Raw genomic sequence first — 21,864 nt, 5'->3', positions numbered from 1 at the left:
GCTGCTCCATGTCTGACGCGACGATGTTTTCATACGTGCCGCTCGCCGATGCGAGCCGAAGGACCGAGGCGAACTCGGCCGAGGTGCGGGATGATATCCGGGCCAACCTGATCCTGGGCGCGGCGATCACGGCTCTGCTGATTGTCGGCGGCGGGCTTTGGCTCGGTTTGACGAAGATCGCCGGCGCGGTGATTGCGCCTGCCACCGTGGTGGTCGAGAGCAACATAAAGAAAGTCCAGCATCTGACAGGCGGCACGATCGGGGGCATCTTCGCGCAAGATGGCGATCATGTCCGGGCCGGCGATGTGGTGGCCAGGCTGGACGACACGCTGACGCGGGCCAACCTGCAAATAATCAGTGAGGATCTCGATCGCGCCACCGTTCGACTGGCGCGGTTGGAAGCCGAGCGACAAGGCCTGTCGGAGATGCAGCTTCCTTCCGGCCTTCAGACACGGATGGGCGACCCGGAACTGGCCGCACTCGTCAATGGCGAGCGCGCCCTGTTTGAAAGCCGCGCCGCGGCGTTGACGGGGCAGAAGGCACAGTTGCAAAGTCGCTCAAAGCAACTCGAGCGTCAGATCGATGGCCTCAAGGCACAGCAGGCTGCGGAAGACCAATCCGTGGTCTTGCTGGATGGGGATCTTGCCGACGTCCAGGCGCTTTTCACAAAAAAACTGGTGTCCAAGGAGCGGCTGAGCAACATCAGATTGGATGCAACCCGGGCGCACGGAGAGTCAGGGCGCCTCGCGGCGGCGGTTGCCGAGGCGCAGGCCCGGATCAGCGAGACCGAACTGCAAATTCTTCAGCTCGATGAACAGAGGCGCAGTGAGGTGACCAGCGAACTTCGCGAAACCGAGGCCAAGCAGACCGAACTCGAAGAGCGCAAGGTTGTGGCGCAGGACGAATTGACCAAAACCACCATCCGCGCTTCGCAATCGGGAACGGTGCAGGAATCCTCCATCCACACGATCGGCGGCGTCATCGCCCCGGGGGAAGTGCTCATGATGATTGTCCCCGACACCGACAACCTCGTCGTCGACGCGCTGATTCCGCCGTCGCGCATAGATGATATTCGTCCCGGCCAGCGGGTCTCGATCCGGTTTCCTGCTTTCGACTCCGGCACCACGCCTGCTTGCCAGGGGTCGGTCAAGCGCATCTCGGCGGACCTGATCAAGGATCAACAAAAGCAGCTTTCGTATTTCTCGGCGCGTATCAATGTCGAGAACAAGGCAGCCTGCCTGACCGATGCCAAGGTGCTAAAGCCAGGCATGCCGGCAGAGGTCCATATAAGCACGGACGAACGCAGCGTCTGGTCTTATCTGCTGAAGCCTCTCACCGATCAGATGTCGAGGGCTTTCCGCCAATGATGTGAGGGATCGTTGGAAGCAGGCGGCGAATATGGGCAGCCTCCTTCTATGATGCGGTGAGCGCCCTCCGGCGAACGCGGCGCATGGAGCGCGCTGTTCGCTCCACCGTCACGGGAACCTTGGCTGCATCGCTCTTGTGCGTCAAGGCGTTGGCCTTCGTCGTCGCATGGAGCCTCTCAAGAGGCAGGAGGTCCCTGATCCGGGCGTTGACCGACGCAATTTCGGTCCGCAGGTCTTCGCATTCCTGCCGGCGGACATCGAGTTGTATCTGATCGGACGCCTGCTGCAGGGAAAGCTGTGAAAAATTGGCGGTTATCTTCGAAAGGTTCAGCTTGTCGGTTTCAGCCTCCTTGGTGAGAGCAGCCAACCGTTCATCCGCGACCTGCTTTTCCGCCACGGCCTCGCTCCATTGAAGCCTGAGCTTGGCGAGTTCGTTCGAGGCTTCGCTGTTTGCGTTTGATGCGAGTTCCAGTCGCGAATGGAGGTTCTGAATCTCGGAACGCGATCCTCGAATTTCGGCACGGCAGCGTTCGATCTCGGCGTTCTTCTCCGCCTCCATGATACGGGCGGCTTCCGTCATCTCGGACAGTTTCGCCTGGGCGACCTCGAGCGACGTATGGAGTCGTGTCGCTTCCTTTTCGCTCTTGCCGAGTGCAGCCAGCAATTCGGAATTTCGTGCCGCTTCGTTGGCATGGATCGTGGAAAACCCGTCGAGCCTGTGCCGCGCCTCGTCTTCCCGCTTCAGCGCTTTTTCGAGGTCGATCGACAGGCTGACATTCTTCTCCCGCAGCTGTTTGTTTTCGCGCGCGCGTCTGTCGGCCTCGACGGTAGCAGCTGCAAGTGCGTTCGTGATGTCCCCGAATTCCGCTTCGTTTTTCGCGTTCGTGTTCGCGGCCTCCACGAGTTCCAGCCTTGCCCCGGCCAGTGCGCCGCGAAGCGCCTCACAGTCTTGAACCAGGCTTGCTTCGCGCTGCTGCAAGGCCTCCACAATGCCTTCCCGCTCATGCTGCCTTCGGTTCAGATCATTGAGCCTGTCCGACAGGCTCCTTTGCTCCGAGGTCAGGTTCAGATTCGCCAGCTCCAGTTCGTTGGCTCGCAGAATGTCGGCGTGAAGAATGTGGAACAGTTCGCGGGTCAGGTGATGCGTGCTTGCGATCTCCGACAGTTTCGAGTTGATCTCCTCGAAGTGGAGCTTCGCATCGCGAAACAGCCCATCAAACGAAGTCAAGGCGGCCATACGGCTCTGCGTATGGGAGGTCAGTCGTCGCGCGGGTTCCGCAGTGACGGCGCCGTCTCCGGTTTGGGTGCTGTTGTCCTGTTCGCTGTTGTCCTCTTGCATGGGCGTCTCGCCAGCGACGGCATCTCTTGCCTGCTCTGACAGATCGGACAAACCAAGGCACTCGTCGACGGCGTTCGCCAAGTCGGCCTCAAGGTCCTCGAAGGACTTCTCGGCGTTGTCAGCACGCCTGATCAGGTCTCTGAACTTCATGCCCTACATCCCCCTTCAGCATGCCTGGATCGAGCAAGGCGAGGATTAAGCTTCCCCTTTGTATCGAGAGGTCAGTTCGGCGTCTTCGTGCAATCAAACGATACCGAGCGCCAGCGATTTCAGCGCCTTAACAGCAAGGAGTGGTCGAAAATTGTGAGCGACAGGCCAAGGTTTGTTGATCTCCTGCGTGGACTCAGTACCGCTCGCTTGCCGGCATCCGGGGCAGTCCGAGCCCCATGTAGATCAAGCGGCCCGACAGCCTCTTGGAGGGGGGCATCAGGCGGCCGGGCCTAACCGGCTGTTGGGTGTGTTTTGGTTTGCCGGCTGACTCAACATGCGCCTCGGCTGACCGAAGCGCATCATTCGAACGAACTGCCCGTCTTCAGGTGTCTCGCGGCCGACCACGCAGGCTCCGCCACGGAGCCTGCGCCTTCTTGGGCGACTCCGGACGTCAAGCGCGACAGGTCAGCTTTCGATTAAGTCCATGGGCTCCTTCAAATGAACGATCAGCCCGTGGTCGGGGAGGGATAACATGGCTCTTGTGTGCAATGGGGCTGGAATTCTGCAGGCTATGGGGGCAAAGCCATGTGCGGCATCGTTGGAATCGTCGGCCACTCGCAGGTTACTCCGCTCATCCTGGCTACGCTGAAGCGGTTGGAATATCGCGGCTATGACTCGGCCGGCGTGGCCACCATCGAGAAGGGGCAGCTTGGCCGCCGGCGTGCCGAGGGCAAGCTGATCAACCTCGAACGCCGGCTCAAGGACGAGCCGCTCGAGGGCACGATCGGCATCGGCCACACGCGCTGGGCGACCCATGGCGTGCCCAACGAAACCAATGCGCATCCGCATTTTTCCGACGGTGTCGCCATCGTCCACAACGGCATCATCGAGAATTTCGCCGAACTGCGCGATGAACTGACGCGCGACGGCTATTCCTTCTCCTCGCAGACCGACACCGAGGTCGTCGCCCATCTGGTGGCGCGCGAACTGGCCAGGGGGCGCAAGCCGGTCGAGGCCGCGCACCAGGCGCTGAAGCGGCTCGAAGGCGCCTTTGCGCTGGCCATCATGTTCAAGGGCGACGAAGACCTGATCGTCGGCGCCCGCAACGGCCCGCCATTGGCCGTCGGCCATGGCGACGGCGAGATGTTTTTGGGCTCCGACGCCATCGCGCTGGCGCCCTTCACCAATTCGATCACCTATCTCGAGGACGGCGACTGGGCGGTGGTGCGCCGCGACAGCGTCGCCATCTTCGACATCGACGGCAGACAAGTCGAGCGCAAGCGCCAGCAGTCGCTGTCGACCTCCTTCATGGTCGACAAGGGCAACCGCCGTCATTTCATGGAGAAGGAAATCCATGAGCAGCCCGAGGTGATCTCGCACACGCTGGCCCATTATGTCGACTTCGTCTCCGGTGTCTCCAAGCCGCTCGACCTGCCGTTCGACTTCGCAGGGATCAACCGGCTGGCGATCTCGGCCTGCGGCACCGCCTATCTCGCCGGCCTGATCGGCAAATACTGGTTCGAGCGCTATGCGCGGCTGCCGGTCGACATCGATGTCGCCTCGGAGTTCCGCTATCGCGAGATGCCGCTGTCGGCCAACGATGCCGCCTTCTTCATCTCGCAGTCGGGCGAGACCGCCGACACGCTGGCCTCGCTGCGCTACTGCCGCAAGGCCGGCATGAAGATCGGCGCCGTCGTCAATGTGCGGGAATCGACCATGGCGCGCGAATCCGATGTCGTGCTGCCGACGCTGGCCGGACCGGAGATCGGCGTCGCCTCGACCAAGGCTTTTACTTGCCAGCTCTCGGTGCTGGCATCGCTTGCGGTGCGCGCCGGCGTGGCGCGCGGGGCGATCTCGAAGGATGAGGAGAAAGCCTTGGTGCGGGCGCTCTCGGAGGCGCCGCGCTATGCCAACCAGGTGCTCAAGCTCGAAGAGCAGATCGAGCGCATCGCGCGGGAATTGTCACGCTATTCCGATGTGCTCTATCTCGGCCGCGACACCAATTTCCCGCTGGCCATGGAAGGCGCGCTAAAGCTCAAGGAAATCTCCTACATCCACGCCGAAGGCTATGCGGCCGGTGAATTGAAGCATGGACCGATCGCGCTGATCGACGAGAACATGCCGGTCATCGTGATCGCGCCGCATGACCGGATCTTCGAGAAGACCGTGTCCAACATGCAGGAAGTGGCGGCGCGCGGCGGCAAGATCATCCTGATCACCGACAGCAAGGGGGCGGCACAGGCGAGCGTGAAGACGATGGAGACGATCATCCTGCCGGACGTGCCCGAAATCATCTCGCCGATCATCTATGCGCTGCCGATCCAGATGCTGGCCTATTTCACCGCCGTCTTCATGGGCACCGACGTCGACCAGCCCCGCAACCTGGCGAAATCCGTCACGGTGGAGTGACGGCGATGTCGCGCTTTCCAAGGCAGGCCGCACCATGCGGCAGCTGCTGACCGGATCCAGCACAACGCCCTGATTTCCCATCCTGGTGGCGGAGGCGGATTCCGCGGAGGTTTCCACGGCGGCGGGAAGCTGCTTCGGCGGTGGCGGCAATAATGGGGTTGCTTCCGATCGACGACGTGCGTCGTGGTGGCGGTTGCAAATCCCGTTGCTTCCTGCCTGGGCTGACGGTTGTTACTGTTACGTACTCCTTCGATGCGGCCTCAGATGCAAGCTTGGCAGCAACGCCAATCAGATCCGGGGCTCCAATGACCGTCGCGAAGCAGTCCCTGCTCATCTTGGCTCCTTCGACGATTTCGACAGCCCGCGCCACCGCGCGGGAGGAGCGCTGGCGCCGCTTGGCGGTAAGCGCTACTCTGTCCGTTGTGGATCCGAACAGGCGACGCAACCTTCCGGGTCAGACCAACAATCTGGCCGAAAGGTTGGAGGCACCTCCGGTGGCAATCGACGAACGAAACCAGCTGTCGATGAACTGCTTTAGCGATTGGGTGTCTTCGACAGGATTCCAAAATGAGCACGTAAAGAGGATCACTTGATGGCCGACCTGGTGAAACTGGCATTGAAAGTGGCGGTGGTTGCCTCGGCGATTGTGTTCGGCGATATTCGCACCCACGCTGCTGATCTGGTTATTGCAATGCCGAACTGGTCGTCGGGCCAGGCGACGGCCAACATCCTGAAAGTGAGTCTCAAGAAGGAGTTCGGGCTCGATGCGGATGTGGTGGAGATGGGCACCATGATTGCATTCGCCGGTCTTGACTCCGGCCAGGTCGACATCCATCCGGAAGTGTGGCTGCCGAACCTCGACACCTTGGTCAAGAAGTATGTCACCCAGGCCGGTACGGTCGCGATCAGCCCGATCGGAGTTCCGGCCTGGCAGGGTATCTGCGCCAACCGGACAGCGGCCGACAAATACGGCTTCAAGGACATTTCCGACCTCAGTGATCCGAAGAAGACCGAGGCGCTCGACACGGACGGAGACGGCAAGGGCGAGATGTGGATTGGCGCCCAAACGTGGTCGTCGACCACCATCGAGCGCATCCGCGCCAACAGCTACGGCTATGCCAAGAACCTGACGCTGCTCGAAATGCCGGAAGATGTGGGCATGGCGGCTGTAGATGCGGCGGAGGCCTCGGATCGGCCGATGGTCTTCGCTTGCTATGCGCCGCATGTGGTCTTCAAATTGCATGACATCGTGCGCCTGACGGAGCCACCATACGATGCCGCCAAATGGAAGATCGTCCTGCCGACGGAAGACCCGCAATGGCTTTCGAAATCGAATGCCGCGGTTGGCTGGGACACGGCCCACTACCACATCGCCTACGCGACCTCGTTGAGCAAGAAACATCCGGAGGTGGTTCGCTTCCTGGAGCACGTCGACTTCAAGCCGGAGGAGGCGATCGATATGAGCTACGCGCTCCAGGTCGAGCGGCAGGCGCCCTCTGCTTACGCCGAGCAATGGGTGGCCAAGAACGAGGCGCGCGTCGAAGGATGGGCCAAGCAATGACCAGACGCAGGATGATGAGGTTCGGCACCGACGAACGAGCGGCGGGAACCGGCGGCAGGCATGCGGCAGGCCTCGCGGTCGTGCTGGCGCTGGGATTGGTTTTTTCCACCACCGCGTCCCTTGCCGCGGGAACGCAGGTCTACGATCCCAAGACGCGGCAGTGGACGGATTACAATCGCACCAAGGCCTACCAGTACTACAAGCTTCACAAGCAGGTGCCGGAATCCTTCCGCCCGCAGGTGGTCAAGTTCCGCACCGCCGAGCAGCCCGGCACCATCATCATCGACGGCAACCAGCACTTCCTCTATCTCGTCCAGCCCGGCCAGCAGGCGATCCGCTACGGCATCGGTGTGGGCCGGGAGGGCTTCGGATGGGCCGGCATCGTCAAGGTCGGGCGCATGGCGGAATGGCCGACCTGGACACCGCCGGCCGAAATGGTTGCCCGGGATCCAAAAGCCCGGCCGTGGGCCAATGGCATGCCCGGTGGGCCCGACAATCCGCTCGGCGCGCGGGCGCTCTACCTCTACGAAGACGGCCATGACACCATCTACCGGATCCATGGCACGCCCGAACCGTGGACCATTGGTCTGGACGTGTCTTCCGGATGCATCCGCATGAACAATGGCGACATCATCGATCTTCATTCCCGCATCAAGGTCGGGGCGAAGGTCATCGTGCTGATGCAGGGCGCGGCGCTCTACAAGGGTGTGTGATCAAGGACAGACGTATAGTTCGATAAACACAGGGGACAACACCATGGAGACCGGCAGGCAGATCAGGATGAGGCACTGGGCCGTTTGCGGATCGGCCTCAATCGTCATCACAACGGTTCTGGCGGCATGCCAGAGCGCGCCGACGCCCGACCAGATGTCGAGGACGACGGTCGAAACAGCACCGGCCGATCTCCAGCTTCTTTGTGCCGGCGCGGCGGCGAAAGCGGGCGGGGTCGATAGCGGCAAGGCGTTGCCGACCAGCTCGCGCAGGCTCGATTCCAAGAGCTTCCAGGTCGAACTGAACGTCGCGGGAAAGCCAACCAGCTGCATTGTCGATAGCGATGGCAAGGTGGCTTCAGTTCAGCCGGCCTGATTTTAGAAAAGCCGAAAGCCATCGAGGAGCGGCGTCGATGAGCGGGACGGGCGCGCTCGGCCGGGCTTCGGCCCTGACCGCCACCTACGCTGCCGGTCAGCGCAGGCCTCTCACCTTGTTCAGAATATCATCCGAAAGCGCTGAGACGAGCGCCCTGTCGGCGCCCTTGCTCGGGATGAGGACGAATTCCACGTCCTCCAACTGTGGCAGGTGGCCGATCTCCTTGAGACCTGAAGGCGACATGCTTTGCGGTTGCACCAGAACCCCCATCCCGGCGCGTGCGGCGGCCGTCAGCCCGCTCAGGCTTCCGCATGTGCAGACAATGCGCCACGGCATGCGATGCCGCTCGAGCGCTTCCAGCGCGATGCTGCGCGTGACGCTCGGCGGGGGGAAGGAGATCAACGGCAAGGCCGCGAGTGACAGGACGTGTTCCGGATCACGGGCGAGCCAGACAAGCGGCTCACGATAGACGAGCCGGCCACGGCTGTCGCCCAGCCGGCGCTTCGCCAGGACGAGATCGAGTTCGCCATTGTCCTGCATCTCGTAGAGCACGCCGCTGAGAGCAACGGTCAGTTCGAGATCGACGGATGGGTGAGACCGGACAAAATCCTCCAGCACCAGTGGCAGACGGCTGGCAACCAGGTCCTCGGATACGCCGAGCCTCAATGTGCCGCGCAGCCTCTGCGCGGTGAACAGCGCCTGCACCTGCCCCTCTATGGACAACAGGGTCCGGGCATGGCCGAGCAGGGCTTCGCCGTCAGGCGTCAGCACCACCTTGTGCGTATCCCGGGCCAGCAACCGCCTGCCAATCGCGGCCTCCAGCTTGCCGATGTGCTGGCTGACGGTGGATTGCCCAAGCCCCAGCCTCTCGGCCGCGAAGGTGAAGCTTCCCATCTGCTGGACGGTGACGAAACTGCGAAGTTGGACCAGATCGAGCACTGATATCTCAAATCACGATAACTGTTATTCCTTGTATCCTATTTCACAATGCACGAAAAGACGGCGCTGGACCCATTCTGGAGCGAACATGTCATGCGCCGCTTTCTGCCGGACTCCTTTCTGATCCTGCTGTTGTGCACCGTCGCGCTTGCGTCTGTCGCGCCAGCAACCGGGACGTTCGCGGGATGGTTCGCGGTTGCGACCAATCTTGCCGTGGCGCTTCTGTTCTTCCTGCATGGCGCGCGGCTCTCGCGCGATGTCGTTGTCGCCGGCCTGATGCATTGGCGCCTGCATCTGGTGATCCTTCTGACGACCTTTGGCCTGTTCCCGCTGCTGGGTCTGGCGCTCGGCTATCTGCCTGCCTCGATCTTGCCCAAGCCGCTCTACCTCGGCATTCTGTTTCTGTGTGTCCTGCCCTCGACGGTCCAGTCCTCGATCGCGTTCACCTCGATGGCTGGTGGAAATGTCCCAGCGGCCATCTGCTCGGCTTCCGCCTCCAACATCTTCGGCATGTTCCTCACGCCCCTGCTCGTCGGATTGCTCTTCTCCATCGGCGGTCACGGCGGATTTTCATGGAATGCGGTGAGCCAGATCCTGGTGCAACTGCTCTTGCCCTTTGCACTCGGACAGCTGCTGGAACCGCGGATCGGCAACTGGATACGCTCTCGCAAGACGCTGCTGATGCCTGTCGATCGCGGCTCGATCCTGATGGTCGTCTACCTGGCCTTCAGCACGGCCGTCGCCGAGGGGCTATGGCATATGTTCTCGCTGCGCGATATCGCCGTGGTCGTTGTCGCCGACATGGTGCTGCTCGGCCTCGTGCTTCTGTGCACGGCCTATGGCAGCCGGCTTCTCGGCTTCGACAAGGCCGACCAGATCACGATCATCTTCTGCGGCTCGAAGAAGAGCCTGGCGAGCGGCGTCCCGATGGCCAACGTCATCTTTGCCGGCCAGGGCGTCGGCGCGATCGTTCTGCCGCTGATGCTCTTCCACCAGATACAGCTCATGGTCTGCGCCATGATCGCCCAGAAATATGCCAGTGCGGCGCACCGGTCCGCCATGCGGCAAGCCAAGCCGGCTGCTTCGGTGGCTTAGTCGGGTTTGCGTGTATAGCAGGAGGATCTCGCGCCGCGGATGGGCTTCATCCTGCGCGAATTTGTCGGCCGGCGCCCAGCCTTCTATCGCGACATGACCCGGTGGATCGCCTCCGCCTGGAGAATGCGCCGCATTGGGCGGGCAGGCGAGCATGGCAATGCGGTAATGGGCTGGGTTACCAATGCGATCGGCCTCATATCCGCAATCGAAGGCCCCGGATTAATCGGCTTGACGATCCGCGGCCGGACGACGTCCGTCGATCCACAAGGCGAGCAATGTGCAAGCCGCGCCCGACAGCAGATAGGCGCCGGCGGCGATGAGGCCGAAATTGCCGGCGAGCAGCAGGGCCGCGAGCGGCGCGAAGCCGGCGCCGAACATCCATGCCAGATCCGAGGTTATTGCCGAGCCGGTATAGCGATGCTGGCGGGAAAAACTCGAGGCGACGACGCCGGACGATTGGCCGAAACTCAGCCCCAGGAGGATGAAGCCCAGCACCATGAACAGGGCTTCGCCGACTGCACCGCCATCCAGAAGCTGCGGGGCAAAGCCGCTGAACGTCGCGATGGCGATCGCCGAACCGCCAAGCAGCGCACGGCGTCCAACGCGGTCGGCCAGTGGCCCTGACGCGACGATGGCCGCAATGCCGAACAGCGCACTCACCGCCTCGATCACCAGGAACCGCGCCGGTCCCTCATTGGTGAACAGGAACACCCAGGAGAGTGGAAACACCGTCACCATGTGGAACAGCGCGAAACTCGCCAGTGGCGCGAAGGCGCCGACGACGACGTTGCGGCCTTCGGCCCGGATCGTGTCCCTGATGCGTGTCGGCTGCAGGTCGCCGCTCTCGTACAGTTTCGAGAATTCAGGTGTGACGACAATGCGCAGCCGGGCGAACAAGGCGACCACATTGATGGCGAAGGCGACGAAGAAGGGATAGCGCCAGCCCCAGGTGAAGAAGTCGTCGGCCGACAGGTTGGCGACGAAGAAGGCGAAGAGGGAGCTTGCCACGATGAGGCCGATCGGGGCGCCCAGTTGCGGGATCATGGCATAGAAGCCGCGCCGGTTCTTCGGCGCGTTCAGCGCCAGCAGCGAGGGCAGTCCGTCCCATGTTCCGCCGAGCGCCAGTCCCTGTCCGATGCGGGCAAGCGCCAGCAGCCAGATCGCGACCACGCCGATATCGCCATAGGCAGGCAGAAACGCGATGGCGACGGTCGACGTGCCGAGCAGGAACAGCGAGATCGTCAGTTTCGCGCCACGGCCATAGGCGCGATCGATGGCCATGAACAGCACGGAGCCGAACGGGCGCGCGACGAAGGCGAGCGCGAAGATGGAGAAGGAATACAGCGTCCCGACGAGCGGATCGTGCGTCGGAAACACCAGCCTGGGAAACACGATGACGGAGGCGATCGCATAGACGAAGAAGTCGAAGAATTCCGACGTCCTGCCGACAATCACGCCAACCGCGATATCGCCCGCGCTGACCTGGCCATGATGCGAGCCGATCAGCTCGCTGTTCGTTTCGGCAGTCGAAGTCTGAGCCATCTTATCCGTCGCCACCGCGTGGAATGAAGTGTCCGGAACCCAATTCGGGGGATTCCCCAAAGGTTTCATTGTGCGCTGCACACTGGGCCAAAGCCATGCCTTCTGGGCATTGGACAAATTGTCCAATGTCACCGCGTCGCCGCGAGCAGTAGCCCTTGGTTGATACCGCACTGCAGCATGAACCGTTGCCGCGGTCCATCGAGGGCAGCGTTTGATGAGACGATTTGGAGCCTTGCTTCTGTTCCCCCTGGCCGGGTTGTTGAGCGGCTGTGATCTGGTCGTGCTCGCGCCCGCCGGCGATGTCGCGGTCCAGCAGCGCGACCTGCTCGTGGTCTCGACCTTGCTGATGCTGGTCATCATCGTGCCGGTCATGGCGCTGACCGTCTTTTTTGCCTGGCGCTATCGGCAATCCAACGCCTCGGCGACCTACGCGCCGGACTGGGACCATTCGACGAAACTGGAATTGGTGATCTGGGCCGCGCCCCTGCTCATCATCATATGTCTCGGGGCGCTGACCTGGCTCGGCACGCATTTGCTCGACCCATACCGCCGGATCGACCGGATCGAGCCCGGCCAGCCGGTCACGCAGAACCACAAGCCGCTCAAGGTCGAGGTCGTGGCGCTCGACTGGAAATGGCTGTTCATCTATCCGGACTACGGCATCGCCTCGGTCAACGAATTTGCGGCGCCGGTCAACCAGCCGATCGACTTCCGCATCACCTCGTCGGCGGTAATGAACTCCTTCTACATTCCGGCGTTGGCCGGGCAGATCTATGCCATGCCCGGCATGGAAACGAAGCTGCACGCCGTCATCAACCAGCCGGGCACCTATAGCGGCTTCTCGGCCAATTACAGCGGCGCCGGCTTCTCGGGAATGCGCTTTGCCTTCCACGGTCTGTCCGACCAGGCTTTCGACCAGTGGGTGGCGCAGAGCAAGGCTGCCTCGGCGGCTCTCAACCGCGAGAATTATCTCGAACTCGAAAAGCCGAGCGAGAACGAACCGGTCCGCCACTATGCCTCCGTCGATCCCGACCTTTACGGCGCTATCCTCAACCTGTGCGTCGAGCGCGGCAAGATGTGCATGAACGAGATGATGTCGATCGATGCCAAGGGTGGCCTCGGTCTTGCCGGCGTCCGCAACACCTTGCCGCTGCAATACGACAAGCTCGCCCGGCGCGGCGCGGTGTTCGGGAACGATCCGTCCTATGTCGCCAGCATCTGCACGGCGGAGGAGGCTGCTGCCGCGGCGCGCGCCGCCAGCAATGCCACGCCGACGGATTGGCCGTCGAAGGATCTTTCCCCGCTGCGCGGGGCGGGGCTGCTCAGGCCCGGGACCGAGAGCCGTCGCGCCGAGGCGGATACGCCGACGCTTGGCCTGCTGCGGCGCGAACTGTGAGAGACAACCGATGCCCGATACGCTGACCAAGTTCATCTTCGGCCGTCTCACCTGGGACTCGCTGCCGCTGCACGAGCCGATCGTCGTCGCCACTTTCGTCGCGGTGGCGCTTGGCGGCATCGCCCTTTTCGGCGCGATCACCTATTTCAAGCTGTGGACCTATCTGTGGCGCGAGTGGTTCACCAGCGTCGACCACAAGAAGATCGGCATCATGTACATGGTGCTCGGCCTCGTCATGCTGCTGCGCGGCTTCTCCGACGCCATCATGATGCGCCTGCAGCAGGCCATCGCCTTCAACGGCTCCGAGGGCTATCTCAACTCGCATCACTATGACCAGATCTTCACGGCGCACGGCGTGATCATGATCTTCTTCGTGGCGATGCCCTTCGTCACCGGGCTGATGAACTTCGTCGTGCCGCTGCAGATCGGCGCGCGTGACGTGTCCTTCCCCTTCCTCAACAATTTCAGTTTCTGGATGACGGTCGGCGGCGCGATCCTGGTCATGGCGTCGCTGTTTGTCGGCGAATTCGCCCGCACCGGCTGGCTCGCCTATCCGCCGCTCTCCGGCATCGGCTACAGTCCCGACGTCGGTGTCGACTATTACATCTGGGCGCTGCAGGTGGCGGGCGTCGGCACGACGCTGTCGGGCATCAATCTCATCTGCACGATTATCAAGATGCGCGCGCCCGGCATGGCGATGATGCGCATGCCTGTCTTCACCTGGACGTCGCTGTGCACCAACGTGTTGATCGTGGCGTCCTTTCCGGTGTTGACGGCGGTGCTCGCGCTGCTGTCGCTCGACCGCTATGTCGGCACCAACTTCTTCACCAACGACTTCGGCGGCAACCCGATGATGTATGTGAACCTCATCTGGATATGGGGTCACCCGGAAGTCTACATCCTCATCCTGCCGCTGTTCGGCGTCTTTTCCGAGGTCACCTCGACCTTCTCCGGCAAGCGCCTGTTCGGCTACACCTCGATGGTCTACGCGACGGTGGTCATCACCATCCTGTCGTACCTTGTCTGGCTGCACCACTTCTTCACCATGGGCTCCGGCGCCAGCGTCAATTCCTTCTTCGGCATCACCACGATGATCATCTCGATCCCGACCGGAGCGAAGATCTTCAACTGGCTGTTCACCATGTATCGCGGCCGCATCCGCTTCGAACTACCGATGATGTGGACGGTGGCCTTCATGCTCACCTTCACCGTCGGCGGCATGACCGGCGTGCTGCTTGCCGTCCCGCCGGCGGACTTCGTGCTGCACAACAGCCTGTTCCTGATCGCGCATTTCCACAACGTCATCATCGGCGGCGTGCTGTTCGGCCTGTTCGCCGGCATTGCCTACTGGTGGCCCAAGGCCTTCGGATTCAAGCTCGATCCGTTCTGGGGCAAGGTGTCGTTCTGGTGCTGGGTGGTCGGCTTCTGGTTCGCCTTCATGCCGCTCTACATACTCGGCCTGATGGGCGTGACGCGCCGTATGCGCGTCTTCGACGACCCTTCGCTGCAGATCTGGTTCGTCATCGCCGCCTTCGGCGCGGTGCTGATCGCCATCGGCATTGCCGCCTTCCTGATCCAGATCTTCGTCTCCATCCGCAGGCGCGAGGCGCTCGCCGATCCGACCGGCGATCCCTGGGATGGCCGCACGCTCGAATGGTCGACGTCCTCGCCGCCTCCCGCCTACAATTTCGCCTTCACGCCTGTCGTGCGCGACAACGACGCCTGGTGGGACATGAAGAAGGCCGGCTATATCAGGCCGCTCTCGGGCTTCAAGCCGATCCACATGCCCAGCAATACCGGCACCGGCATCATCCTGGCAGCCTTTAGCGTCGCGCTCGGTTTCGGCATGATCTGGTACATCTGGTGGCTGGCGGCGCTGAGCTTCGTCTGCCTCATAGCCACCGCGATCGGTCACACCTTCAACTATCACCGCGACTTCCACATTCCGGCTGCCGAGGTCACGCAGACGGAGGAGGCGAGGACGACGCTCCTCGCCGCTCAGGGCTAGGGTTCGAGCATGGCTTCGATGGCAACCACGACCGGAACCGAACCGGTCTTTCACCTGGAAGAAGAGCATGCGCACGCCGAAGGCGGCAGCACCATGCTCGGCTTCTGGCTCTATCTGATGAGCGACTGCCTGATCTTCGCGATGCTGTTCGCGGCCTATGGCGTGCTCGGCGCCAACTACGCCGCGGGTCCGGCGCCCAGGGACCTGTTCGACCTCAATCTGGTGGCGGTCAACACCGCCATGCTGCTCTTCTCCTCGATCACCTATGGCTTTGCCATGCTGACCATGGACAAGGGCCGGATCGCGGCGACCCTGGCCTGGCTGGCGGTGACCGGCCTGTTCGGCCTGGCCTTCCTGTCCATCGAGCTCTACGAATTCGCCCACATGATCCATGAAGGCGCCACACCGCAGCGCAGTGCCTTCCTGTCGTCCTTCTTCACCCTGGTCGGCACGCACGGGCTGCATGTCACCTTCGGCATTGTCTGGCTGGTGACGCTGATGACGCAAGTCGCCCGGTTCGGCCTCATCGAAGCCAACCGCCGCCGGCTGATGTGCCTCTCGATGTTCTGGCACTTCCTCGACGTCGTCTGGATCGGCGTCTTCACCTTTGTCTATCTGATGGGGATGTTGCGATGAGCGCTCATGATCATGCCGCCGATCACGGCCACGCCCATGGCGGGGCCGCGCATGGATCGCTCAAAAGCTATCTGACCGGCTTCGTCCTGTCGGTGATCCTCACCGCTATCCCGTTCTGGCTGGTCATGACCGGCGCCCTCGACAACAAGCAGGCCACGGCGATCGTCATCATGGTCTTCGCCGCGGTGCAGATCGTGGTCCACATGGTCTTCTTCCTGCATATGAACACCGCCTCGGAGGGCGGATGGTCGATGCTGGCCTTGATCTTCACGCTGATCCTGGTGGTCATCGTGCTGACCGGCTCGCTTTGGGTGATGTACCATCTCAACGCCAACATGATGCCCGGGCTTCACGACATGCGCGAGATGCCATGAGCCTGTCGCCGGGCGCGGGGAGGACCACTGGCGAGATAGGGATCGAGCAGGCTGGCATCGGCTTGTCCGCCGCGCCGCGCAGGGACGCCGGCAGGTCGCCCGCGTCGCGATTTTTCCTTGTGCTGCTCGGCCTCCTCGGCGTGCTGGTGTTTGTTGGGCTCGGCATATGGCAACTGGAAAGGCGGGTCTGGAAGCTCGACCTGATCGCCCGTGTCGACCAACGTATCCATGCACCGCTTGTCGATGCGCCTGGCCCGGGCAACTGGGACGGAATGACCGCAGCCAGCAGCGAATACAGCCATGTGCGATTGGCCGGGCGCTTTCTGGGCGGCGCCAACACGCTGGTGCAGGCGGTGACGGAGCTTGGCGGCGGCTATTGGGTCCTGACGCCGATGCGAACCGACAGCGGCTTTGTCGTGCTGGTCAATCGCGGCTTTATTCCCCAGGAGCGCAAGGCCGAATTCGAACGGGAGAGCGGCGGTTTTCCGTCGCCGGCCGTCATTGACGGGTTGTTGCGCATGAGCGAGCCCGGCGGCGGCTTCCTGCGCAGCAACGATGCCGTGGCCAATCGCTGGTATTCGCGCGACGTCGCCGCCATCGCAACCGCGCGCGGCCTGACAGATGTCGCGCCTTATTTCGTCGATGCGGGGGCATCCGGTGACTGGCCGCGCGGCGGCCTGACCGTCGTGACTTTCCGCAACAGCCATCTGGTCTATGCTTTGACCTGGTTCACGCTCGCTGCGATGCTTGCCGCGGCCCTGGCCGCGCCGATGATCGGTCGCCGCCGGCGGCAAGGACCTGCAAGATGAGCGTCCCGACCCAAATGCTTCGCAACGACAAATCCTTCGCGGCGGCATCCCTTGCTGGCAAGGGCGGCGCGGTCGCCGATCCCGACGCGGCGAACAGGAAGAACCTGCTCCTGCTCATCCAGCTGCGCTGGCTGGCGGTGGCGGGTCAGGTCCTCACCATCCTGGTGACGGAATACTGGTTCGATATCCCGCTTCCGTTGCCGGAGATGGCGGGCGTGGTGCTTTTCCTCGTCGGGCTGAACATCTTCAGCCTGCTCGCCTTGCGCGGTCAGCGCCCGATCAGCAACGCGCAACTGTTCGTCGCGCTCATTTTCGATATGGCGGCGCTGACGACCCAGCTCTACCTCAGCGGCGGCGCCTCGAACCCGTTCGTGTCGCTCTATCTGCTGCAGATTACGCTTGGCGCCGCGCTGCTGACACCCTGGTCCACCTGGAGCCTGGTGGCCGCCGCTTCCGCCTGCTTCGTCTTCCTCACCTTCCAGTTCCAGCCGATCGCGATCCCGCATCACGGCGGCAGCGACCTGCTGGTCCTGCATATCAGGGGTATGTTCATCTGCTTCGTGCTGGCTGCCGGCCTGATCGTGATCTTCATGACGCGCATCAATCGCAATCTGCGCGAACGTGATGCCTATCTCGCCGATCTGCGCCAGCGATCGGCCGAGGAGGACCATATTGTGCGCATGGGCCTGCTGGCGTCGGGCGCCGCGCATGAGCTGGGCACGCCGCTGTCGACCATCTCCGTCATCCTCTCCGACTGGCGCCAGATGCGCAGCGTCACGCGCAACCGCGAACTGGCGGCGGACATGGCCGAAATGCAGGCGCAGATCGAGCGCTGCAAAAGCATCGTCTCTGGCATCCTGATGTCGTCGGGACAGGCGCGGGGCGAAGGCACGATCCGCACCAGCATCCGCCATTTCCTCGACGATCTTGTCGAGGAATGGCGTGTCAGCCGCCAGCCGCTCAATCTGCGCTACAGCAATGATTTCGAACCCGACGAGCAGATCGTTTCCGACACGGCGCTGAAGCAGGTCATCTTCAACGTCTTCGACAACGCCCAGGAAGCATCGCAGGATTGGGTCGACGTCACCGCCGACCGGCAAGGCGAGAAACTGGTGATTTCCGTGCGCGACCGTGGGCCGGGCTTTGACAAGGGTATACTGGCCGCGCTCGGCCAGCCCTATATGTCGAGCAAGGGACGGCCGGGCGGTGGCCTTGGTCTTTTCCTGGTCGTCAACGTGGTTCGAAAGCTCGGCGGCGACTTTTCGGCGCGCAATATGGAGCAGGGCGCCTGTGTTACGCTGTCGCTGCCGCTCGCGGCGCTGACCGATGGAGATGATCATGCGGCCTGATCGATCCCTGTTTATCGTCGAGGACGACGCCACCTTCGCGAAAACGCTGAAGCGCTCCTTCGAAAAGCGCGACTACGACGTCATGGTCTGCCACGGCAGGGAAGACTTGGCTCGCGCCCTCGAGACAGCGGTTCCGGCTTATGCCGTCGTTGATCTCAAGCTTGGCGCCGGCGGCTCCGGGCTGGAATGCGTCAAGCTGCTCAGCGCCCGCGATGCTTCGATGAGGATTGTCGTGCTCACCGGCTTTGCCAGCATCGCCACGGCGGTCGAGGCGATCAAGCTCGGCGCATGTCATTACCTGGCCAAGCCCGCCAACACCGACGATATCGAAGCCGCCTTCGGCCGCGCCGAGGGCGATGTTTCGGTTTCGCTGAGCAGCCGTCCCACCTCGATCAAGAACCTCGAATGGGAACGCATCCATGAAACGCTGGTCGAGACCGGCTTCAACATCTCCGAAACCGCGCGCCGGCTCGGCCTGCACCGGCGCACCCTGGCCCGCAAGCTCGAAAAACGCGTGGTGAGATAGCAGGAAGTTGCCGTGCCCGTGATCGGGTCGAACCCGGTGTGGCCCATCGAACCACGTCGGGCGCTCTCATTCGATGCTTCCTTATGCGATCTCGGATACATATCTGTCCGGATAGCAACCGGAACAGGCAACGGACTTGGCGCAACGATCGGGGAGTGCTGATCTTCCACTTCATGGCGGACGCGTGCCGAAATGGCTGGGCGACCGCATGACGCGCCTTGGCGCCGTCATGTGCGAGGCGATCATTCATCACTACGGCCGCAACGAGTTGCTAAGGCGTCTGGCGCATCCGTTCTGGTTCCAGTCCTTCGGCGCCGTGATGGGCATGGACTGGCATTCCTCCGGCATCACGACCAGCGTCGTCGGTGCCTTGAAACGTGGTCTGACGCCGCTGTCGGGCGAACTCGGCATTCATGTCTGCGGCGGCCGTGGCGCGCATTCGCGCAAGACCCCGCATGAACTTGCCGCCATCGGCGAGCGCATCGGCTTCGACGGCACGCGCCTGGCGACCGTCAGCCGGCTGGTCGCCAAGGTCGACAGCGCCGCCGTTCAGGATGGCTTCGACCTCTATCTGCACGGTTTCATCGTCACCGATGACGGCGACTGGGTGGTGGTGCAGCAAGGCATGAACGGCGACAGCAAGGTGGCGCGCCGCTACCATTGGCTGTCCGAGGGGCTGAAGAGTTTTGTCGATCAGCCGCACGCCGCGATCGAGGGCGCCAACCAGGGCGAGATCGTCAACCTGACCGACCATCGCGCCGAGGCCTCTCGTCAGGGACAGCTGGATCTGCTCCACGACCTTGGGCCGGACCGCATTCTGCGCGAGTTCGCTGCCTTGCACCCCGGCACCGCATCTGCTCCCGAGCAGCCGCTGCTGCCGCATCTGGTCATGCCGGCCCACCATGATGTTCGCGAAAGCGATGTCGTGATGCGTCGTCTTCACGGGAACATGGCGGCCGCCGCCGAACGCGGCCCGGAGGATTTTTCCGAGCTTCTCCTGGTTCCTGGCGTGGGCGCGCGCACGGTGCGCGCGCTGGCCCTCGTCGCCGAAGTGGTGCATGGCGCGCCGTGCCGTTTTTCCGATCCCGGCCGGTTCTCGCTGGCGCATGGCGGCAAGGACAGGCACCCGTTCCCTGTTCCGCTCAAGGTCTATGATGAAACAATCGGCGTGCTGAAGTCGGCCGTGCAAAAGGCTAGGCTTGGTCGTGAAGAAGAAGTCGGCGCGCTGAGGCGGCTCGACGATCAGTCGCGGCAGGTCGAGCGATACGTCACCGGCCCCAGCCTGAAGGAAATCATCGCCGGCGAATTCGACCAGTCGCATCTGCTTGGCGGCCGCAGTGTCTTTGGTTGGGAACCGGCGCCGGACAAGGCGCCAGCGGAGTTGAACAAGAAGGCATGACAGGTCGCCAGCGCTCGCGTCATGCCACACGGCGGTAGCTGTAGTGATCGCGAATGAATTCATTGAAGAAGCGGCCTTTCGAGGTGGCTTTCCTGAAAGCGGCATAGGTTGCCGGGGCAACGTCCGCGTAATCGTAGCGATCGCCGCTCGGCACGAACCAGACGGAGAGGGTTCTGGTCGCGGGATCGTATTGTGTGTTTCGGATCGCGGTCGATGGCATCTTGGCACCTGACTGCTCAGCCAGATAACCCGCCAGCCACGGATCGAGTTCCCTGCCTTTGCCCATGGCATCACCTGTCCGCACGCGAGCAAGGGCTCCGTATTGCCTTGCTACACAGCATTCACCATCTAGGCGGGATGTCGTCGCTCAAATCGAAAGCCACCGGCCGCGCTCCGGTACTCCAGCATGATCTCTTTGGTGCCGCCGAGGATCTGCCCGAAGGTTTTGCCTACCAGCCCGGATTGATCACGCCGCGGGAAGAGACGGAGCTTGCCCGGCATCTTGAAGGACTGCCGTTCCAGGCGTTCGATTTCCATGGTCATCTGGCAAACCGTCGCGTCGTCGGTTTCGGTCTGCGCTATGATTATGACCGTCGGGAAGTCGTCGAGGCGCTGCCGATCCCCGACTTCCTGCTGCCTTTGCGAGAGCAGGTCGCGGCCTTTGCGCACCGGCCTGCCGAGGCCTTCGCGCAGGTGCTGATCAATGAATACCGGCCTGGCGCCGGTATAGGCTGGCATCGCGACAAGCCGCATTTCGAAGATGTCGCCGGGGTTTCCCTGCTGGCGCCCTGCAGCTTTCGGCTGCGGCGAAAGCATGGTGACAAATGGGAGCGCCCGACCATCGTCGTCGAGCCACGGTCGGCCTATCTCATGGCCGGCCCTTCACGCACGGAGTGGGAGCACAGCATCCCGCCGCTCGCCGAGCATCGCTACTCGATCACCTTGCGGACGCTGCGCTCTCAAAACCCCTGAGCATCGCGTCGGCGGTGAGGCAAGGCCGATCGTCCTCGTTCTACTTCACACCAATGCCGGCGGTCAGGCCGCCATCTATTCTGTAGTCCGCACCGGTGCAGAAGCCGGCCTTGGACGAGCACAGGAAGGCGATCAGCTCCGCCACCTCCTCCGGCTCGCCGATGCGGCCAAGCGGATGGGCCGCGCCGAAGCGCCTGTAGGCCTCTTCGACATCGGCATCGCTGCCATGGTCGCCACGCGCGGCCTTTTCGAGGATCGGCGTGCGGATCGAGCCCGGGCTGACTGAATTCACCCTTATACCTGATGCCGCGTAGTCGAGCGCCAGCGAGCGGGTCAGCGTGTGGATCGCCCCCTTGGTCGTGGCATAGGCGGCGACGTTCTGCTGGCAGGCGAAGCCTTGCACCGAAGCGACGTTGACGATGGCGCCGCCGCCGCGCTTGATCATTTCCGGAATGCCGAAATGCGCGGTCAGGTAGATCGAGCCGACATTGACCGTCATCGCCCGGTTCCAGGTTTCCCAGTCGGTCGTCGTCGCGGTTCCGTAAGGATGCACCGCGGCGGAATTGACGATGACGTCGATGCCGCCGAATTTCGCGACGCCGGCCGCGACCGCGTCGCGGACCTGATCGGAAACGGAGACGTCGACCGTTTGCACCAGCGCATCCGCTCCGGCCTTGGCAAGGCTTTCCTGCATGGCGGCATTGGCGGCCCGGTCGATGCCGCAGGCGATGATCGCCGCACCCCCCTGCGCCAGCCGTTTTGCGGTGGCGAGCGCGATGCCGGTCGTCCCTGTCACCAATGCCACCTTGCCGTCGAAATCCTTCATCGCGGGAGCTCCTTCATGCGCTGTCAAAACCCGGTTCTGAGTTTGACACTCATCGGAGTCAAACAATAGGTTGCCGGTCTC

20 protein-coding genes are annotated in these 21,864 nt (G+C 62.7%); 14 read left to right on the top strand and 6 right to left on the bottom strand.

The window, feature by feature from the left end; genetic code table 11:
- The first annotated feature begins 8 nt into the window (after positions 1 to 8).
- On the top strand, positions 9 to 1,367 hold the full coding sequence (locus MesoLj_RS32335) for an HlyD family type I secretion periplasmic adaptor subunit (protein WP_244735234.1): 1,359 nt from the start codon (positions 9 to 11) through the stop codon (positions 1,365 to 1,367).
- A gap of 46 nt (positions 1,368 to 1,413) precedes the next feature.
- Here MesoLj_RS32335 and MesoLj_RS32330 read toward each other — a convergent pair whose 3' ends face one another.
- A complete protein-coding gene (locus MesoLj_RS32330) occupies positions 1,414 to 2,856 on the bottom strand; it encodes a hypothetical protein (protein ID WP_202323880.1) in 1,443 nt (480 codons plus the stop codon).
- 585 nt (positions 2,857 to 3,441) lie between these two features.
- Between MesoLj_RS32330 and glmS the strand changes: the two genes are divergently transcribed.
- From glmS to MesoLj_RS32315, 3 genes are all read left to right on the top strand, one after another.
- Positions 3,442 to 5,265, top strand: a complete 1,824-nt coding sequence (glmS, locus tag MesoLj_RS32325; RefSeq protein ID WP_202323879.1) for a glutamine--fructose-6-phosphate transaminase (isomerizing) — start codon at positions 3,442 to 3,444, stop codon at positions 5,263 to 5,265.
- Between the two features lie 592 nt (positions 5,266 to 5,857).
- Complete coding sequence (locus MesoLj_RS32320) at positions 5,858 to 6,826, top strand: ABC transporter substrate-binding protein (RefSeq protein ID WP_202323878.1); 969 nt, start codon at positions 5,858 to 5,860, stop codon at positions 6,824 to 6,826.
- A gap of 14 nt (positions 6,827 to 6,840) precedes the next feature.
- Positions 6,841 to 7,539, top strand: a complete 699-nt coding sequence (locus MesoLj_RS32315) for a L,D-transpeptidase (RefSeq protein WP_140775218.1) — start codon at positions 6,841 to 6,843, stop codon at positions 7,537 to 7,539.
- Here the strand turns inward: MesoLj_RS32315 and MesoLj_RS36765 are convergent, their stop codons facing one another.
- Together MesoLj_RS36765 and MesoLj_RS32305 are read right to left on the bottom strand one after the other, a co-directional pair.
- A complete protein-coding gene (locus MesoLj_RS36765; protein WP_202323877.1) occupies positions 7,540 to 7,869 on the bottom strand; it encodes a hypothetical protein in 330 nt (109 codons plus the stop codon).
- A 139-nt stretch (positions 7,870 to 8,008) separates the two neighbouring features.
- Positions 8,009 to 8,851 (bottom strand): LysR substrate-binding domain-containing protein, encoded by an 843-nt coding sequence (locus MesoLj_RS32305; protein WP_140774888.1) that lies wholly within the window; start codon positions 8,849 to 8,851, stop codon positions 8,009 to 8,011.
- A gap of 93 nt (positions 8,852 to 8,944) precedes the next feature.
- On the opposite strand from MesoLj_RS32305, the gene MesoLj_RS32300 reads away from it, so the two are divergent.
- A complete protein-coding gene (locus tag MesoLj_RS32300) occupies positions 8,945 to 9,946 on the top strand; it encodes a bile acid:sodium symporter family protein (RefSeq protein WP_202323876.1) in 1,002 nt (333 codons plus the stop codon).
- 219 nt (positions 9,947 to 10,165) lie between these two features.
- On the opposite strand, the gene MesoLj_RS32295 is transcribed toward MesoLj_RS32300, so the two are convergent.
- Positions 10,166 to 11,488: an MFS transporter gene (locus MesoLj_RS32295; protein ID WP_202323875.1), complete on the bottom strand. Its 1,323-nt coding sequence runs from the start codon at positions 11,486 to 11,488 to the stop codon at positions 10,166 to 10,168.
- Between the two features lie 214 nt (positions 11,489 to 11,702).
- Between MesoLj_RS32295 and cyoA the strand changes: the two genes are divergently transcribed.
- From cyoA to MesoLj_RS32255, 8 genes are all read left to right on the top strand, one after another.
- Positions 11,703 to 12,884: a ubiquinol oxidase subunit II gene (gene cyoA / locus MesoLj_RS32290; protein WP_202323874.1), complete on the top strand. Its 1,182-nt coding sequence runs from the start codon at positions 11,703 to 11,705 to the stop codon at positions 12,882 to 12,884.
- A 10-nt stretch (positions 12,885 to 12,894) separates the two neighbouring features.
- Positions 12,895 to 14,892, top strand: a complete 1,998-nt coding sequence (gene cyoB, locus MesoLj_RS32285; RefSeq protein ID WP_202323873.1) for a cytochrome o ubiquinol oxidase subunit I — start codon at positions 12,895 to 12,897, stop codon at positions 14,890 to 14,892.
- A gap of 9 nt (positions 14,893 to 14,901) precedes the next feature.
- Positions 14,902 to 15,528, top strand: a complete 627-nt coding sequence (gene cyoC, locus MesoLj_RS32280) for a cytochrome o ubiquinol oxidase subunit III (RefSeq protein ID WP_202323872.1) — start codon at positions 14,902 to 14,904, stop codon at positions 15,526 to 15,528.
- Positions 15,525 to 15,902: a cytochrome o ubiquinol oxidase subunit IV gene (cyoD, locus tag MesoLj_RS32275; RefSeq protein ID WP_140774894.1), complete on the top strand. Its 378-nt coding sequence runs from the start codon at positions 15,525 to 15,527 to the stop codon at positions 15,900 to 15,902. The genes cyoC and cyoD overlap by 4 nt, the downstream gene beginning before the upstream one ends.
- Positions 15,899 to 16,711, top strand: a complete 813-nt coding sequence (locus MesoLj_RS32270; protein ID WP_202323871.1) for an SURF1 family protein — start codon at positions 15,899 to 15,901, stop codon at positions 16,709 to 16,711. The genes cyoD and MesoLj_RS32270 overlap by 4 nt, the downstream gene beginning before the upstream one ends.
- Complete coding sequence (locus MesoLj_RS32265; protein WP_202323870.1) at positions 16,708 to 18,060, top strand: ATP-binding protein; 1,353 nt, start codon at positions 16,708 to 16,710, stop codon at positions 18,058 to 18,060. Before MesoLj_RS32270 ends, MesoLj_RS32265 begins: the two co-directional genes overlap by 4 nt.
- Entirely contained in the window at positions 18,050 to 18,586 is a 537-nt protein-coding gene (locus MesoLj_RS32260; RefSeq protein WP_056570570.1) for a response regulator transcription factor, read from the top strand. The genes MesoLj_RS32265 and MesoLj_RS32260 overlap by 11 nt, the downstream gene beginning before the upstream one ends.
- Before the next feature lie 136 nt (positions 18,587 to 18,722).
- On the top strand, positions 18,723 to 19,985 hold the full coding sequence (locus tag MesoLj_RS32255) for a DUF763 domain-containing protein (RefSeq protein ID WP_202323869.1): 1,263 nt from the start codon (positions 18,723 to 18,725) through the stop codon (positions 19,983 to 19,985).
- Positions 19,986 to 20,004: 19 nt separating this feature from the next.
- Here the strand turns inward: MesoLj_RS32255 and MesoLj_RS32250 are convergent, their stop codons facing one another.
- Complete coding sequence (locus MesoLj_RS32250) at positions 20,005 to 20,271, bottom strand: KTSC domain-containing protein (protein WP_244735233.1); 267 nt, start codon at positions 20,269 to 20,271, stop codon at positions 20,005 to 20,007.
- A gap of 71 nt (positions 20,272 to 20,342) precedes the next feature.
- Here MesoLj_RS32250 and MesoLj_RS32245 point away from each other — a divergent pair, with 71 nt between their 5' ends.
- Positions 20,343 to 20,957 carry an alpha-ketoglutarate-dependent dioxygenase AlkB gene (locus tag MesoLj_RS32245; RefSeq protein WP_202323868.1) on the top strand — a complete coding sequence of 205 codons (615 nt, stop codon included), beginning with the start codon at positions 20,343 to 20,345 and terminating at the stop codon, positions 20,955 to 20,957.
- Positions 20,958 to 20,997: 40 nt separating this feature from the next.
- Here MesoLj_RS32245 and MesoLj_RS32240 read toward each other — a convergent pair whose 3' ends face one another.
- Complete coding sequence (locus MesoLj_RS32240) at positions 20,998 to 21,783, bottom strand: SDR family NAD(P)-dependent oxidoreductase (RefSeq protein ID WP_202323867.1); 786 nt, start codon at positions 21,781 to 21,783, stop codon at positions 20,998 to 21,000.
- Positions 21,784 to 21,864: the final 81 nt, after the last annotated feature.

The organism is Mesorhizobium sp. 113-3-9, from assembly GCF_016756515.1.
Lineage (GTDB): Bacteria > Pseudomonadota > Alphaproteobacteria > Rhizobiales > Rhizobiaceae > Mesorhizobium.
The sequence above is the reverse complement of the archived record's forward strand: the minus strand, read 5'-3'. Positions and strand labels throughout refer to the sequence as shown.